Here is a 14,991-nt window from a genome sequence, read left to right as displayed (position 1 = left end):
GCGAGTCGGGTAGTGGACGGTGGTGGTGAACGGTGATCGAGCGGCGGCGATCACGATCGATCACGGATGGTCAGCGGTTGATCGTCATCCTAGAGCAAACCAGCCGGTTCGGCGACAATCAACGCCGAACCGGCTTTATCACCCGATATGCCTCAGAGCCGCTCGATCACGAAGTCGACGCAGGCGGTCAACGCCTCGACATCGGCCGGGTCGATCGCCGGGAACAGCGCCACCCGCAGCTGGTTGCGGCCGAGCTTGCGGTACGGCTCGGTGTCCACGATGCCGTTGGCCCGCAGCACCTTGGCGACCTTCGAGGCGTCCACTGCGTCGACGAAGTCGATCGTCGCCACCACGTTGGACCGCAGCGCCGGATCGGTGACGAACGGGGTGGCGACCGCGGACCGCTGAGCCCAGCCGTAGATCGCCGCCGCGCTCTCCGCCGTGCGCTTCGCCGCCCAGGCCAGCCCACCCTGGGCGGTCATCCAGTCGGTCTGCTCGGCGGCGAGGAAGATCGTCGCCAGCGCCGGGGTGTTGTAGGTCTGCTCCAACCGCGAGTTGTCGATCGCGGTGACCAGGTCCAGGAACGCCGGGATGTACCGGCCGGACGCCTTGACCTGGGCGGCCCGGTCCAGGGCGGCCGGCGACATCAGGGCCAGCCAGATGCCGCCGTCCGAGCCGAAGCACTTCTGCGGGGCGAAGTAGTAGACGTCGGTCTCGGTCGGGTCGACCTCCAGGCCACCGGCGCCGGAGGTGGCGTCGACCAGCATCAGCGCACCGTCGTCGGCCCCGGCGACCCGCCGGATCGGCACCGCGACCCCGGTGGAGGTCTCGTTGTGCGGCGTCGCGTAGACGTCGACGCCCGCCTCGGCGACCAGCGCCGGGGCGCTGCCCGGCTCGGCCTTGTGCACCGTCGGCTCGCCGAGGAACGGCGCGTCGCGTACCGCCTTGGCGAACTTCGCCCCGAACTCGCCGAAGCTGGCGAACTGCGCCCGGTCGCGGACCAGACCGAACGTGGCGACCTCCCAGAACGCGGTGGTACCGCCGTTGCCGAGAATCACCTCGTAGCCCTCGGGCAGCGCGAAGAACTCGGCGATGCCGCGCCGCAGCCGGGCGACCTCGTCACGGACGGTCTTCTGCCGGTGGGAGGTGCCCAGGTAGCTGGTGGCGACCTCGGACAGCGCCTCGACGGCTGCCGGGCGGACCTTCGACGGGCCGCAGCCGAACCTGCCGTCGGCGGGCTTGATCTCGTCTGGGATGCGGATGGTCGCAACGTCAGCCACGGTGGTCAGCAGTCCTTCCAGATGCGCTACGGGTCGACCAATCCTCGCACCCGACCGGCTGGCCCCGGGGTGTGGTCCCACGTCTGCGACTGAGGCGTGCCCCACATCCCCCGGGCCGGCGTCGGATCAGACGTCGTGCGGGACCGCGTCCCAGCCGGCGACCTGCTGCGGCTTGCGCGGCTGCGGGCCGACGTACCGGGCGGACGGACGGACCAGCCGCTTGAGCCGCTTCTGCTCCAGGATGTGGGCGCTCCAGCCGCCCATCCGGGCGCAGGTGAACATCGAGGTGAACATGTGCGCCGGCACCTCGGCGAAGTCGAGCACCACCGCCGACCAGAACTCGACGTTGGTCGCCAGCACCCGGTCCGGCTTGCGGTTGTGCAGCTCCTCCAGGGCGGCCTTCTCCAGCGCCTCGGCCACCTCGTAACGGGGCGCGCCGAGCTCCTTGGCGGTACGGCGCAGCACCCGGGCGCGCGGGTCCTCGGCCCGGTACACCCGGTGACCGAACCCCATCAGCCGTTCGCCGCGGTCGAGCACGCCCTTGACGTACGACTCGGCGTCGCCGCTGCGCTCCACACCCTCGATCATGTGCAGCACCCGGGACGGGGCACCACCGTGCAGCGGTCCGGAGAGCGCGCCGATGCCCGACGAGATGCAGGCGGCGGCGTCGGCTCCGGTGGAGGCGACCACCCGGGCGGTGAAGGTGGAGGCGTTCATGCCGTGTTCGGCGGCGGAGATGAAGTAAGCGTCGACCGCCTTGACGTGCCGCGGGTCCGGCTCGCCACGCCACCGGCGCATGAACCGCTCGACGATGGTCTGCGCCTTGTCGATCTCCTTCTGCGGCACGGCCGGCAGACCGAGCCCACGGGCCGACTGGGCGACGAACGACAACGCGGTGACCGACACCCGGGCCAGGTCCGCGCGGGCCTGCTCGTCCGAGATGTCGAGCAACTGGGACAGCCCCCAGTACGGGGCGAGCATGGCGACCGCCGACTGCACGTCCACCCGGATGTCGCCGGAGTGCACCGGCACCGGGAACGGCTCGGCGGGCGGCAGACCCGGCCCGAACCGACCGTCGACCAGCAGTGCCCAGACGTTGCCGAAGGAGACCTGTCCGATCAGATCCTCAATGTCGACGCCGCGGTACCGTAGGGCACCGCCCTCCTTGTCAGGCTCGGCGATTTCGGTCTCGAATGCGATCACACCTTCGAGACCCGGTTTGAAGTCGGACATGTGGCTCTCCTGGTGGGGATTTGGCGGTGCTGCCCGAGCGCCCGGGTAGAACTGCTGCAGGCTGCCCTGAACGGCTTTCACTGACGTCCGTGTGCTGCGGTGACTGGTCGTTCGTGCCCCGGTCGGTGACCGGTTGTTCGTGCCTGGTGGGTACCCAGCGTAAGTTCGGTGCCAGGGGTAGCCCTAGTTCAGGAGAGCGACGTGACGGGAGACACACCACGGCCGGGTCTGACGCGTCGTGACTATCGCGGTGCCCCGGAACTGCGTCGCCGCGACCTCGCCATCGACTGGCACACCCAGTTCGCCCGATGGTTCGCCGACGCGGTGGCGGCCGGGTTGCCGGAGCCGAATGCGATGGTGCTGGCCACGGCCGACGTCGATGGGCGACCCAGCACCCGGACGGTGCTGATGAAAGGGTACGACGAGTCGGGAATCGTCTTTTTCACCAACTACCGGTCCCGCAAGGGCACCGAGACCACCGACAATCCCTCGGTCAGCCTGCTCTTTCCGTGGTTCGCGATGTCCCGACAGGTGGAGGTACGCGGGGTGGTGGCACCGGTCCCACGGGCGCAGACCGAGGCGTACTTCGCCACCCGGCCGCGCGGCTCCCAGCTCGGCGCGTGGGCCAGCCCACAGTCGCGGGTGGTGCCGGACCGTGCGGCGGTCGACGCCGGTCTGGCTGCCGCCCGGCGGCGGTTCCCGGAGCCGACCGTGGTGCCCCCGCCGCCGCACTGGGGCGGCCTGCTGGTGACGCCGTGGACCGTCGAGTTCTGGCAGGGCCGGGCCGACCGGCTACACGACCGGTTCCGGTACCGCCGGGACGCCGCCGGTGGCTGGTCGATCGAGCGGATCGCGCCGTAGCGCAACCTTTAATTTACTCTTAGCTATTGTGGATCACTGGCCGGCGGGTGACCCGCGAGCTGGATTGAACCGTTATCGTCGCCGCATGGACAACGTCGATGCACGTCCGGGCCCGCCGTCCGGAGCGCAGTGGACGATTGCGGCGGACGGGCACGAGGCCGTCGTGGTCGAGGTGGGTGGCGGGCTGCGGGCGTACCGCGCCGGTGGGGTCGACTACGTCGACGGGTACGCCGAGGACGAGCTCTGTGTCGGCGGTGCCGGCCAGGTCCTGGCTCCGTGGCCGAACCGGATCCGGGACGGCCGCTACACCTTCGCCGAGGTCACCCGGCAGCTGCACCTGTCCGAGCCGGACCGGCACACCGCGCTGCACGGGCTGGTCTGCTGGCTGCCCTGGCACCTGATCTCCAAGACAGCCGACGAAGTGGTGGTCGGCTGCACCCTCTTCCCGCACCCCGGCTACCCGTGGTCGCTGGTGCTGCGTACCCGGTGGGCGGTCGGCGCCGACGGACTGCGGGTGACCCATCAGGTGACCAACGCCAGCGCCGAGCCGGCACCGTTCGGGCTCGGGGTCCATCCGTACCTGCGGCTGCCGGACACCGTCGTCGACGACCTGACCCTGCACCTGCCGGCCCGCAGCCGGCTGCTGGTGGACGGCCGGCTGCTGCCGATCGGCGCGGCGAAGGTGGCCGGTGGCGAGTACGACTTCACCAAGCCGCGGCGGATCGGCCCGGTCGTGCTGGACACCGCGTTCGGTGATCTCGACCGGGATCCGTCGGGCGGCTCCGCCGTCCAATTGTCCAACCAGGACGGCTCGGCCGGCGTGACGCTCTGGGCCGACTCCGCTTTCGGCTGGTGGCAGCTGTTCAGCGGGGACACCCTGGCGGAGCCGCGCTACCGGCGGTCGGTGGCGGTCGAGCCGATGACCTGCCCGCCGGACGCGTTCCGGTCCGGGCGGGATCTGATCGTTCTGGCGCCGGCCGAGACCTGGCAGGCGAGCTGGGGCATCCGTCCGGGGCAGGACCCGGCGGGACCGGGGCCGGAGGGTCGGTGATGGAGTTCCGCGACGCGGTACGCCGGCGGCGGATGGTCCGCAACTACGACCCGGACCGCCCGGTACCGCCCGAGATCGTCGACCGGTTGCTGGAGCACGCGATCCACGCGCCGTCGGCCGGGTTCTCCCAGGGCTGGGGTTTCCTGGTGCTGGACCGGCCGGACGACCGGTCGGCGTTCTGGGCGGCGACCACCCCGGTGGCGGCGGACCCGGACACCGAGCGGCGCAGCCGCTGGCTGGCCGGCATGACCCAGGCGCCGCTGATCATCGTCCCGCACGCCAACCGGTCGGCGTACCTGGACCGGTACGCCCAGCCGGACAAGGGCTGGACCGACCGCGACGAGGCGCGCTGGCCGGTGCCGTACTGGCACATCGACACCGGGTTCGCCGCGCTGCTGATGCTGCTGACCGCCGTGGACGAAGGGCTCGGAGCCTGCTTCTTCGGCATCCCGCCGGAGCGCACGCCGAGTTTCCGGGAGGCGTTCGGCGTGCCGGACGAGTTCGTCCCGATCGGTGCGATCACCGTCGGCTACCGGGCACCGGACACGCGTTCCCCGTCGCTGCGTCGCGGTCGCCGTCCGGTCGACGAGGTGGTTCATCGTGGCCGGTGGGACGGTTGACCGGGGCCGGTTGCGGGCGGTGACGCTGCGGTACGGGCCGCAGGATCGCTCCGGTTGGTCGCGGCAGGTCGCTACGCTGGCAGACGCGCCGACGTACGGTGGCGTCCGGCCGGCGGGTGGCGGTTCGGCAGACAGACGGTTCGGTAGGCGACATGGGAGGAGCGCGCCGTCGTGATCTTCAAAGCGGTGCGGGACGGTCGTCCTTACCCTGAGCACGGTCTGACCCTGAAGCAGTGGGCGGAGATTCCGCCCCGCCCGCTGCGGCTCGATCAGCTGATCACCACCAAGCGGGAGCTGGCGCTGGACAAGCTGCTCGCCGAGGACTCGACGTTCTACGGCGACCTCTTCCCGCACGTGGTCCAGTGGAACGGCGGTCTCTACCTGGAGGACGGCCTGCACCGGGCCCTGCGGGCCGCGCTCCAGCAGCGCAACCAGATCCACGCCCGGGTGTACCTGCTCATCCAGCAGCGGGCCGCCGGCTGACCTTGCCGGCCTGACCTTGCCGGCCGGCCCGATTCGTCCGTCGGGCGCGATGATCCGCCGGCCGGCTCCGGATGCGGTTGTCGTACCGGGGCCGTACGGTGAATCCAGACGTCCCGGCGGTGGGCCGGCGTCTGGTGAGGACGGTGATGGGGATGTCCCGTAGCGGCGATGTCAACACTCCTACTCGGGAATTTCCGGAATATCCCGACGGTTCGTCGGAGCCGGCCGAGCCGGCTACGCCGCCGTCGGAGTCCGGCGGGCGTCGGCGCGGGCTGCTCGGGCTCGCCGCCATCGTCGGCCTGGTCGCGGTGCTGCTGCTGTCGACCCAGGCCGCCGGGCTGCTGCCGAGCTGGCGCAACCCATTCGCCCAACAGGAGACCGATCGCACTCAGCCGCCGGTGCTGCAGTCGATCCAGGATCTCAGCCGGTTCGTCGCGGCGGAGGGCAACTACCAGGTCGTCGTCGACCTTGAGCAGGACCGACGGTACGTGCCCGATTTCCTGCTCAACGAACGGACGCTGTTCGTCGGGGTCGGAACGGTCGAGGCTTACGTCGATTTCGGGCAAATCGGCGAGGAAGCCATATCTACCTCTGAAGATGGGCTTTCTGCGCAAATCGAGTTGCCGGCCCCACAGTTGACCGACGCGGATCTCGATCTCGACAACAGTTACGTCTTCGCCGAGGAGCGTGGCCTGTTCAACCGTCTCGGTGAGGTGTTCGGCGGTGACCCGAACCGGCGGCAGCAGGTCTACCAGTTGGCCGAGGACCGGATCGCGGCCGCCGCCCGGGAGAGCGGGATCGCCGGGCGGGCCGAGGAGAACACCCGCAAGATGCTCACGGGGCTGTTGCGCTCCCTGGGATACGAGGAAATCTCAGTCACCTTTGTGACGCCATAGACATTTTCGCAAGCTCAAACCGCCCGTAACGGGTGGGTGATCCGCCGGACCGAATCATCCTTCGGTCCGGCGTTTTCTGTCCAGGGGTGGGCACTCGTTCCGCATGGGTCGCGCTAGAGTGCAGTCGAGGGCCGGATCCGCAGTAACGGCGGGCCAGACAATGAAATCGACTCATGACTGGTACGGCGGCCTGACTGTGGTCAGTCTCTAATTCGGGGGTGCACCCGTGGCGCGTTCGGTGCGCAACGACGAGGTCGAGGTCACGGTCCTTCTGCCGTGTCTGAACGAGGCGGAGACGCTGGAGGTGTGCATCCGCAAGGCCCGCCGGTCCCTCGACGAGCTCGGGGTCCGGGGTGAGGTCCTGGTCAGCGACAACGGCTCCACCGACGGCTCACAGGAAATTGCCGTACGCGCCGGCGCCCGGGTGTCGCACGCTCCGATGCGCGGCTATGGCGGAGCACTGATCAACGGCGTCGAGCAGGCCCGTGGTCGGTACGTCATCATGGCCGACGCCGACGACTCGTACGACCTTTCCGATCTTGGACCTTTCATTCATGAATTGCGGCGCGGTCGGGACGTGGTGATGGGGAACCGGTTCCGCGGCGGTATAGCCGACGGCGCGATGCCGTTTCTGCACCGTCATCTCGGCAACCCGGTGCTCTCCTGGCTCGGCCGTCGGCTGTTCAACCTGAATGTGGGTGATTTTCACTGCGGGATCCGCGGCTTCAACCGGGACCGGGTCCGGCAGTTGCAGCTGTGCATGCCGGGCATGGAATTCGCCTCCGAACTGGTCGTCCGGGCCGCGCTCAACGGCTACGACATCACCGAGGTGCCGACCACCCTCCGTCCCGACGGCCGGAGCCGGCCACCCCACCTGCGGACCTGGCGGGACGGCTGGCGTCACCTGCGGTTCCTGCTGGTGTTCGCCCCCCGAAAGATGCTGATCTGGCCCGGTGCGGTGCTGTTCACGGTCGGCCTGATCGGCACCGTCACGTTGGCCGTCGGCCCGTTGGTCGTCGGCGGGATCGGTTTCGACGTCAGCACCCTCGTCTACACCTGTCTCGCCATGCTCGCCGGCGCACAGCTGCTGCTCTTCGGAGCGTTCGCGCTGATCTACGGCAGATACGAGGGCATCACCGACCTGCGACAATCCGACCGGTGGAGCCGGTACGTCAGACTGGAGACCTGCACGGCCGGCGGGATCGCGTTGATCCTGCTCGGTCTGGCCGGCACCATCCTGGCGGTGGCCACCTGGGGTGCGACCGGCTTCGGCGCCCAGGACGCGAGTGACACCATGCGGGTAGTGCTGCCCTCCTCGACCGCGATCGGCCTCGGCGCGACACTGATCTTCGCCGGGCTCTTCTCCAGCCTGCTCAGCCTGCGGCGGGTCTCCGTCGCCGTGGCCGATCAGCAGACCTCGGAGCTCGGCCCGCTGGTGGTCAGCACCCACTGACCAGGACGGCCCGCCGCTACACGACACGGTCGGCGCGTCACGATGACGAACGGTTCCGCGGAGCACCATGACTGTCGAGACATCCCCGGCCGGCACCGGCGAGCCGAGCGGCCGGGGGGTAGGTTCACCCGGCCGGGAGGCAGGCGCGCAAGGCCGGGAGGCGTCGGACCGGATCCCGGAGCAGGACAATCCGGACGGATCTCGTAGACCGGAACCGGAACCGAAACCGGAACCGAAGCCGGAACCCGGGCCGGGCCGGACCTGGATCGCCCGGTTGCGGTCCCTGGCCGACCGGCCGGGACCGCTCGCCGTACTGACCTGGCTGGTGGCCACGCCGGTGGCGGTCGTGCTGCCGTCGGTGGCGCGCGTTGACCCATTCACGGTGGCCGGCCGGGCGCTGCCGGTCGCCAGCGGCCTGCTGCTGGTCTGCCTCGGCGGACTGGCCGCTGCCGCCGTCCGGCGATGGGTGCCGGCCGCGATGCCGGCACTGGCCGGAGTCAGCGCCGGCCTGGCCTCCGCCTGGCTGGCGCTGATCCTGCGGGCCGCGCTGTACGGCACCCCGTTCGGCTTCGGCGGCCTGTCCGGGGACATGCTGCGGATGACCGCCACCGCCACCCGGTACACGGTCACCGTGGCCAGCGCGGACACCACGGTGCCGGGGCTGCCGTCGGAGTACCCGCCGCTGTACGCCTGGCTGGTCGGCCGGGCGGCGGTGCTGCTCGACCAGCCGGCCTGGCGGTTGCTCGGCGACGCCGAGGTGCTGTTCGTCTCGGCGTCGGTGCTGGTCGGATTCCTGCTGTGGCGCCGCCAGGTGGGTCCCTGGACGGCGCTAGCGATCTCCTGCGTGGGGGTGCTGGCCTGGTCCGACCCGCGGAAGGCGTACGAGGTCCTGGCTTTGATGATCTTCATCCCGTGGGTGCTGGAGACCTTCACCCGTCCGCCGCGCAGCCGGCTGCACTGGCTGGCCTCCGGACTGCTCGGGGGCCTGCTGGTGGTGCTCTACCAGGCCTGGCTGGTCTACGCGGCGCTCGGCCTCGCGGTGATCGTCGGGTCGGCCTGGCGGGCTGAGCCGGACCGGTGGGCGTACCTGCGGCGACTGCTGCTGGTCGCCGCGGTCGCCACCGTGTCGTCGGCGTGGTACGTGCTGCCGTACCTGAGGGCGTTGACCACCGGCGGTGGCGGACAGCTGGTTTCCGACCTGTTCGTGTCGCCGTACTACCTCGATGGTCTGCTGCCGTTCCTGGAGCGGGGTGACCTGCCGCTGCGTGGTCTGCAGTTGGCCGGCATGGTGGGCCTGGTGTGGCTGGTCCGGTCGACCTGGTGGGCCCGGCCGCTGCTGCTGATCGCCGCTGGCGCGTTCGCCTACCGGCTGCTGTCGATGGTGCGGTTCGTGCTGACCGGGCACACCGCCTTCGCGCACTACACGGCCCGGCTGTACGGCGTGGTGCTGGCCGTCGCCGGGGTGCTGACCCTGGTGCACGTGGTGCCGCTGCTGCTGCGCCGGCTGCAGATCAGCCCACCGGTCGGGCTGGCCGGCGTGCCGTTGGCGGTGCTGCTGGCCTGGGCGGTACCGGTCTACTCCACGAACTGGATGCCGGGCACCAACGGCTCCGGTTCGGGGTACGCGACGGCCGCGCACGCCGAGCCGCTGCCCGGCGGCGGCCATCCCCGGTACGCGCCCGACACCGGCCGCGCCGACTGGTTCCCGGTCGAGCCGGTACGTCGAGCGGTCGAGCAGGTCACCGGGCCGGACCCGGACCGGGTCACCCTCAGCGTCGACGAACGGCTCTTCTCGTACCTGCCGTGGCCCGGTTACCTGAGCAACGACCGGACCGCGGCGGGCACCCTGTCCCGCTGGGACGAACGCCGGGCCGAGCTGCGCGACCTGGCCGACCAGGACGACCCGGCGGCGTTCGCCGCCGAGTCGGCGGCGACCGGGTTCGGACCGATCGACGTCTTCGTCCTGACCCGGGACGGCGACGAGCTGATCTGGCAGGACCTGCGGTTCCACCGCGACCAGTTCGACGAACGGTACTGGGTGGTCCGCGACGACCTGCCGGGACAGGTTGTCGTCACGGTCCGTCGGTGACCCGTCGTCGGCCGTCCCACGGGGCGGGTCGTCGGCAGTCTCCGGGCCGGGCGGTGCCCGGGACGGGTGCTCAGTACGACGTGGCGAGGTTACGGTCCTCGTTCGGCATCACGATCCACAGCGCCAGGTAAATGATCACCTGGGTGCCGGGCAGCAGCAGGGAGAGCAGGAAGATCAACCGCACCATTCCCGCTGAGATGCCGAACCGTTGGCCGAGCCCGGCGCAGACGCCGGCGATCATCCGTCCGTTGCGGGGACGTACCAGTTTGCGGCTCATCGGACGCTCCTTCGGGTGTCGTTGCTGGCCGGTCTGCCACATTCCACGGTAGGCGCGTCGGGACGCGGCGCCCTCGGTCCACGGACCGATTCGCGGTGCGGCTCCCGTACGGCGTTACCCTGACCGATTCAAGATCATTCAGGGGGTCGCGCCAGAGCGGCGTCATCTCGCGGACGTGCGAGCTACCCGCATTGTTCACCGACTGCTAATCTTGCCGGCGTTGCCCACACCGACGGTGCCCCCACCCGCGTCGGCGCCCTCGGGCGACGCCACCCCTCGGAGCGCCTCGCGCGCTCGTCTAGACGGAAGCGCGCGAATGTGACACTGGCGATCCTGATTTCGGCGAACCGGGCTTCTGCCACCTCGACCAGCGCCGATCCCGGAAAGTTGCGCACAGTAAGTGGATCGTCGCTTGACGACCATCTTCGGGAGCAGCTCGTGGCGGCCTGTGCCGACGAGGCGCGGACAGCGGAGCTGGCTACCGTCGCCGACATCGTCGAGCGGGCCGTCGGACCGGTCCTGCTGTGCGCCACCGACGTGGTCGCCCACACCGAGGTGATTCGACTGCTCTCCGTGGCACCGGCCGGGACCACCCGGGCGCTGCTGCTGCCCGCTGCGGACGGCTCCGCTGGTGGTCGGGTCGCCGCCGTCAGCGCTCTGCGCGGTCGGATCGTCGCCGTCACCACCGACCCGGCCACCGCCGACCCGACGCCGGCCACCGCCGACCCGACCACCACCGAGCCGCTTCCGCGCTTCGGCGGCGTACTGCGGGTCGGCGTCGGTGACCTGCCCGCGTTGGCCACGGCGGCCCGGGCCGCCGCCACCCGGCGGCTGCCCCCGGGCACCCACCCGCTGGACGCGATCCTCGCCGAGTTCGTCGCCGACGGCGCCGCCGTCGGGGCGTACCCGCTGCGGCACCTGGTGGCCCGGCGGGTGGCCGACCCGGCCGGTCTGTCCGACGCCGAGGCCCGGATCCGTGCCGTCGACCCCGACCGGGCCCGACTGCGCCTGGTGGTCAAGGAACAGGACGACCTGTTCGCCACCTACTTTGTGAGTAGCTGGTCACCGATAGTTGCGAAGGTCGCGGCCCGGATCGGGCTGAGCCCGACCGGGGTCACCGCGATCTCGGTCGCGTTCGCCGCCGCCGCCGCGCTGCTGTTCGCCGTAGGCGACCGGCCGCTGCTGGTGCTCGGTGCGGTCCTGCTCTATCTCGGCTTCGTGCTCGACTGCGTCGACGGCCAACTGGCCCGCTACACCGGCCGGTTCAGCGCATTCGGCGGCTGGCTGGACACCATCGCCGACCGGGGCAAGGAGTACCTGGTGTACGCGGGGCTCGGCGTCGGCGTACACCAGGCGGGACCGGCCGACGGGTGGGCGGCCGACGGGTGGGTGCTGGCCACCGCCGCGATCGTGTTGCAGACCGTCCGGCACATGACCGACGCCTGGTACGGGGCGCTGCACGACGAAGCCGCCCACCGGCCGTCGAGCCGGCCGGCCACCGGCGCGTCGGCGGTCGGGGTCGGCGGTCGGCTCAGCCAGGCCTCCGACCGGGTGCTCGCCGCGCCACGCTCGCCGATCTACTGGGCGAAACGGACCATCGTCTTCCCGATCGGCGAGCGGTGGGCGCTGATCGCCGTCACCGTGGTGCTGTTCGGCCCGCTGGTCAGCCTGTGGGCCGTACTCGGCTGGGGGCTGCTCGCGGCCATCTGGACGGCGGGCCTGCGGACCCTGCGGGCCCGGTCGATGCGGGTTCCGGTGCTGGCGGCGGTGGACACCGCGAACTACCGCGACGACGGCTTCCTGGCCGGTCGGATCGCCAATCTGCTGACCGGTCGATCCGCCGCCGGGCAGTTGCCCCTCGCGGTGGCTGCCGCCGGGACCGCCGCGACCCTGCTGGCCCTGACCGCGACCGGCATGCTGTCCGGTGCCGGTGCCGGTGCCGGTGCCGGTGCCGTCCTCGTCGGCGCGGCGGCCCTGCTGGCGGCCGGCGCGGCCAGCGCGGCCCGGCCGGCCACCGGCGCGCTCGACTGGCTGGTGCCAGCGGCGCTGCGGGCGGCCGAACTTCTCTTCGTCGTCGCGGCCGGCGTCGTCGCCGGCGTGCCGGCTGCGGTCACCTACGGACTGCTGCTGATCCTCGCCCTGCACCACTACGATCTCACCGCCCGGCTGGAGAAACGGCTCGACGGACCACCGCTGCGCCGGTGGAGCCTCGGCTGGGACGGCCGAACACTGCTGCTCGCCGCCGCCGCTGCCGGGCCGATGCTGCTCGCCCCCGGGCTGCCCGCGACGGTCACCCCGGTCGCGGTGACCACCGGTGTGGTAGCCGCGCTCGCCGGCTACCTGATGCTGCACTTCCTCGTGACCGCGGTGCTCGATCACCGGCCGTCGGCGCCGGATCGAGCAGCGGATCACCGCCCGCCGGGCGCCGTCGCCCGGATTCCGGCACCCCGCCGGCCGCCGGCCATGCCGGTAGGTCCGGCTCCCTCCCTCCACCCCGCCGGCCGCCCCGCCGGCACGATCGCAGGTGATGACCGATGACGTTGATCAGTATCGTTGTGCCGGTGTACAAGGTGCAGGGCTACCTGCGGGAGTGCCTTGACTCCATCCTCGGGCAGTCGTTCACCGACGTCGAGGTGATCGCGGTCGACGACTGCTCGCCGGACACCTCCGGGCAGATCCTCGCCGAGTACGCCGCCCGCGACCCCCGGCTGACCGTGCTGTCGCTACCGGCCAACGTCGGCCTGGGTAAGGCCCGAAACGCCGGGCTGGACGCGGCGACCGGCGAGTACGTCTGGTTCCTGGACAGCGACGACTGGCTGACCGACGGTGCGCTGCGGGCGGTCGCCAACCGACTCCGCGACACCACCCCCGACGTACTGATCGTCGACCACGTACGGGTCTTCTGGAACAACTACCACGCGGGTAGCGCGCTGCGCCAGGCGTTCCCGACCTCGCCCGGCGCCGAGGTGTTCGACGTACGGACCCGGCCGGAGACGCTCAAGGTCCTGCACACCGCCTGGAACAAGGTCACCCGTCGGGAGTTCCTGGTCGATCTCGGGCTGCGGTTCGAGGCGGGCTGGTACGAGGACGTCTCGTTCACCTTCCCGCTACTGGTCGCGGCCGAGCGGGTCACCGTACTCGACCGGGCGTGCGTCAACTACCGGCAGCGCCGCACCGGGGCGATCACCCGGACCCGCAGCGCCCGGCACTTCGAGATGTTCGACCACTGGGGCCACACCTTCGACTGGTTGGACGCCCGTGGCCCGCAGGCCGATCCGGTCCGGCCCGAGCTGTTCGGCCTGATGATCTCCCACTATCTGATGGTGCTGGGACACGGCGGTCGGCTGCCCCTCGAGCTGCACCGGAAGTTCTTCGCCCGGGCACACGACGACTACCAGCGGCGGCTGCCGGCCGGCGGTTACCCACAGCCGGACGGCGTGGAAGGGCTGAAGCGGCGGCTGCTGGCCGCCAACCGGTGGCGTACCTTCGCCGCGTTGCGGATCGTCCAGCAGGCCCGCAAGAAGCTTCCCTCGATCAGCCGACGGTTCGGCCGGCCGGTCAAGCGGCGGCTGATCAACCTGGCCCGGGCCGGCCGGCGGGCGCTGCTGCGTGGCTACTACCGGCTGCAGCTGCGGCTGCCGATGGACGAGTCGCTGGCGCTGTACGCCGCGTACTGGTACCGGGGCTACAGCTGCAACCCGGCGGCGATCCACGCCAAGGCGGCGCAGATCGCCCCGCAGATCAAGAGCGTCTGGGTGGTCCGTCGGGACCGGGCGGCGAGCATGCCGCCCGGGGTGCCGTACGTCGTCGCCGGCACCCGGGGCTACTACCGGGCCCTGGCCCGGTCGAAGTGGCTGATCAACAACGTGAACTTCCCCGACTACGTGCGCAAGCGGCCCGGCTCGGTGCACGTGCAGACCCACCACGGCACGCCGGTCAAGGTGATGGGCCTGGACCAGCAGCGGCACCCGATCGGTGCCACCTCGATGAACTTCTCCCTGCTGCTGCGCCGGGTGGACCGGTGGGACTACAGCGTCAGCGCCAACCACTTCTCCACCCAGATGTGGGAGCGGGCGTACCCGGCCGGCTTCGAGTCGCTCGACACCGGCTATCCGCGCAACGACCGGCTGGCGCTGGCCACCGACGCCGAGGTGGCCGCGGCCCGCGAGGCGCTCGGCATCGCCGCCGGCGAGCGGGTGGTGCTCTACCTGCCGACCCATCGCGAACACCAGCCCGGCTGGCGGCCCGACTTCGACGCCGACGCCTTCGCCGAGGTCCTCGGCCCGGACGCCTGGCTGCTGATCCGCAGCCACTACTTCCATGACCGGCAGCGGACCGGGCGGGCGCCCAACGCCCCGGCCAGCGGCCGGGTTCGGGACGTGTCGGCGCACCCGGTGGTCGAGGACCTGTACCTCGCCGCCGACGTGCTGATCACGGACTACTCGTCGGCGATGTTCGACTACGCGATCCTGGACCGACCGATCGTGATCTACGCGCCGGACGCCGCGGCGTACGCGATGGCCCGGGGCGTCTACTTCGACATCACCGCGGAACCTCCGGGAGCGGTCGCCACCACCTTCGGCCACCTGCTGGACGTGTTCCGTACCGGAGCGGTCGACGACGACGCCGCGGCCAAGGCCCGGACCCAGTTCCGGGGGCGGTTCTGCCACCTTGACGACGGGCACGCCGCCGAGCGGGTGGTCCGCCGCGCGTTGCTCGGCGAGCCGGCACCGTCGGCCGCCGGCTGA

Annotated in this window: 12 protein-coding genes; 9 read left to right on the top strand and 3 right to left on the bottom strand. The window is 71.1% G+C overall.

Annotated features, from left to right (window positions below):
* Window positions 1-152: 152 nt before the first annotated feature.
* Window positions 153-1,280 carry a phosphoserine transaminase gene (gene serC, locus EDC02_RS34310; RefSeq protein WP_123606313.1) on the bottom strand — a complete coding sequence of 376 codons (1,128 nt, stop codon included), beginning with the start codon at window positions 1,278-1,280 and terminating at the stop codon, window positions 153-155.
* A gap of 126 nt (window positions 1,281-1,406) precedes the next feature.
* Window positions 1,407-2,513 carry a citrate synthase 2 gene (locus EDC02_RS34305; RefSeq protein ID WP_123606312.1) on the bottom strand — a complete coding sequence of 369 codons (1,107 nt, stop codon included), beginning with the start codon at window positions 2,511-2,513 and terminating at the stop codon, window positions 1,407-1,409.
* A gap of 201 nt (window positions 2,514-2,714) precedes the next feature.
* Here EDC02_RS34305 and pdxH point away from each other — a divergent pair, with 201 nt between their 5' ends.
* The 7 genes from pdxH to EDC02_RS34270 all read left to right on the top strand — a co-directional run bounded on the left by pdxH (window position 2,715) and on the right by EDC02_RS34270 (window position 9,966).
* The gene (gene pdxH / locus EDC02_RS34300) at window positions 2,715-3,374 is read left to right on the top strand and encodes a pyridoxamine 5'-phosphate oxidase (protein ID WP_123606311.1); all 660 of its coding nucleotides are present in this window, start codon (window positions 2,715-2,717) and stop codon (window positions 3,372-3,374) included.
* An 85-nt stretch (window positions 3,375-3,459) separates the two neighbouring features.
* Window positions 3,460-4,425, top strand: a complete 966-nt coding sequence (locus EDC02_RS34295) for an aldose 1-epimerase family protein (RefSeq protein ID WP_123606310.1) — start codon at window positions 3,460-3,462, stop codon at window positions 4,423-4,425.
* Window positions 4,425-5,045, top strand: coding sequence for a nitroreductase family protein (locus EDC02_RS34290; RefSeq protein ID WP_123606309.1), 621 nt, complete (start codon window positions 4,425-4,427; stop codon window positions 5,043-5,045). The genes EDC02_RS34295 and EDC02_RS34290 overlap by 1 nt, the downstream gene beginning before the upstream one ends.
* A gap of 171 nt (window positions 5,046-5,216) precedes the next feature.
* Window positions 5,217-5,528 (top strand): type II toxin-antitoxin system VapB family antitoxin, encoded by a 312-nt coding sequence (locus tag EDC02_RS34285; protein ID WP_123606308.1) that lies wholly within the window; start codon window positions 5,217-5,219, stop codon window positions 5,526-5,528.
* Between the two features lie 308 nt (window positions 5,529-5,836).
* Window positions 5,837-6,424 carry a DUF4230 domain-containing protein gene (locus EDC02_RS34280; RefSeq protein WP_233606586.1) on the top strand — a complete coding sequence of 196 codons (588 nt, stop codon included), beginning with the start codon at window positions 5,837-5,839 and terminating at the stop codon, window positions 6,422-6,424.
* Between the two features lie 226 nt (window positions 6,425-6,650).
* Window positions 6,651-7,877, top strand: a complete 1,227-nt coding sequence (locus EDC02_RS34275) for a glycosyltransferase family 2 protein (protein ID WP_123606307.1) — start codon at window positions 6,651-6,653, stop codon at window positions 7,875-7,877.
* 67 nt (window positions 7,878-7,944) lie between these two features.
* Window positions 7,945-9,966 (top strand): arabinofuranosyltransferase, encoded by a 2,022-nt coding sequence (locus tag EDC02_RS34270; RefSeq protein WP_123606306.1) that lies wholly within the window; start codon window positions 7,945-7,947, stop codon window positions 9,964-9,966.
* A gap of 70 nt (window positions 9,967-10,036) precedes the next feature.
* Here the strand turns inward: EDC02_RS34270 and EDC02_RS34265 are convergent, their stop codons facing one another.
* Window positions 10,037-10,243 carry a PspC domain-containing protein gene (locus EDC02_RS34265; protein WP_123607371.1) on the bottom strand — a complete coding sequence of 69 codons (207 nt, stop codon included), beginning with the start codon at window positions 10,241-10,243 and terminating at the stop codon, window positions 10,037-10,039.
* A gap of 438 nt (window positions 10,244-10,681) precedes the next feature.
* Between EDC02_RS34265 and EDC02_RS34260 the strand changes: the two genes are divergently transcribed.
* Together EDC02_RS34260 and EDC02_RS34255 are read left to right on the top strand one after the other, a co-directional pair.
* Window positions 10,682-12,781 carry a DUF5941 domain-containing protein gene (locus tag EDC02_RS34260; RefSeq protein WP_233606585.1) on the top strand — a complete coding sequence of 700 codons (2,100 nt, stop codon included), beginning with the start codon at window positions 10,682-10,684 and terminating at the stop codon, window positions 12,779-12,781.
* The gene (locus tag EDC02_RS34255) at window positions 12,778-14,991 is read left to right on the top strand and encodes a bifunctional glycosyltransferase family 2 protein/CDP-glycerol:glycerophosphate glycerophosphotransferase (protein WP_123606305.1); all 2,214 of its coding nucleotides are present in this window, start codon (window positions 12,778-12,780) and stop codon (window positions 14,989-14,991) included. The genes EDC02_RS34260 and EDC02_RS34255 overlap by 4 nt, the downstream gene beginning before the upstream one ends.

The organism is Micromonospora sp. Llam0, from assembly GCF_003751085.1.
Classification (GTDB): domain Bacteria; phylum Actinomycetota; class Actinomycetes; order Mycobacteriales; family Micromonosporaceae; genus Micromonospora_E.
This window is presented reverse-complemented; position numbering and strand designations above follow the sequence as displayed.

Bases quoted from the DNA above. Each gene is read 5' to 3' on its own strand.
- EDC02_RS34305 (WP_123606312.1), bottom strand. From the start codon at position 2,513: ATGTCCGACTTCAAACCGGGTCTCGAAGGTGTGATCGCATTCGAGACC.
- EDC02_RS34295 (WP_123606310.1), top strand. From the start codon at position 3,460: ATGGACAACGTCGATGCACGTCCGGGCCCGCCGTCCGGAGCGCAGTGG.
- EDC02_RS34290 (WP_123606309.1), top strand. From the start codon at position 4,425: ATGGAGTTCCGCGACGCGGTACGCCGGCGGCGGATGGTCCGCAACTAC.
- EDC02_RS34270 (WP_123606306.1), top strand. From the start codon at position 7,945: ATGACTGTCGAGACATCCCCGGCCGGCACCGGCGAGCCGAGCGGCCGG.
- EDC02_RS34265 (WP_123607371.1), bottom strand. From the start codon at position 10,243: ATGAGCCGCAAACTGGTACGTCCCCGCAACGGACGGATGATCGCCGGC.
- EDC02_RS34255 (WP_123606305.1), top strand. From the start codon at position 12,778: ATGACGTTGATCAGTATCGTTGTGCCGGTGTACAAGGTGCAGGGCTAC.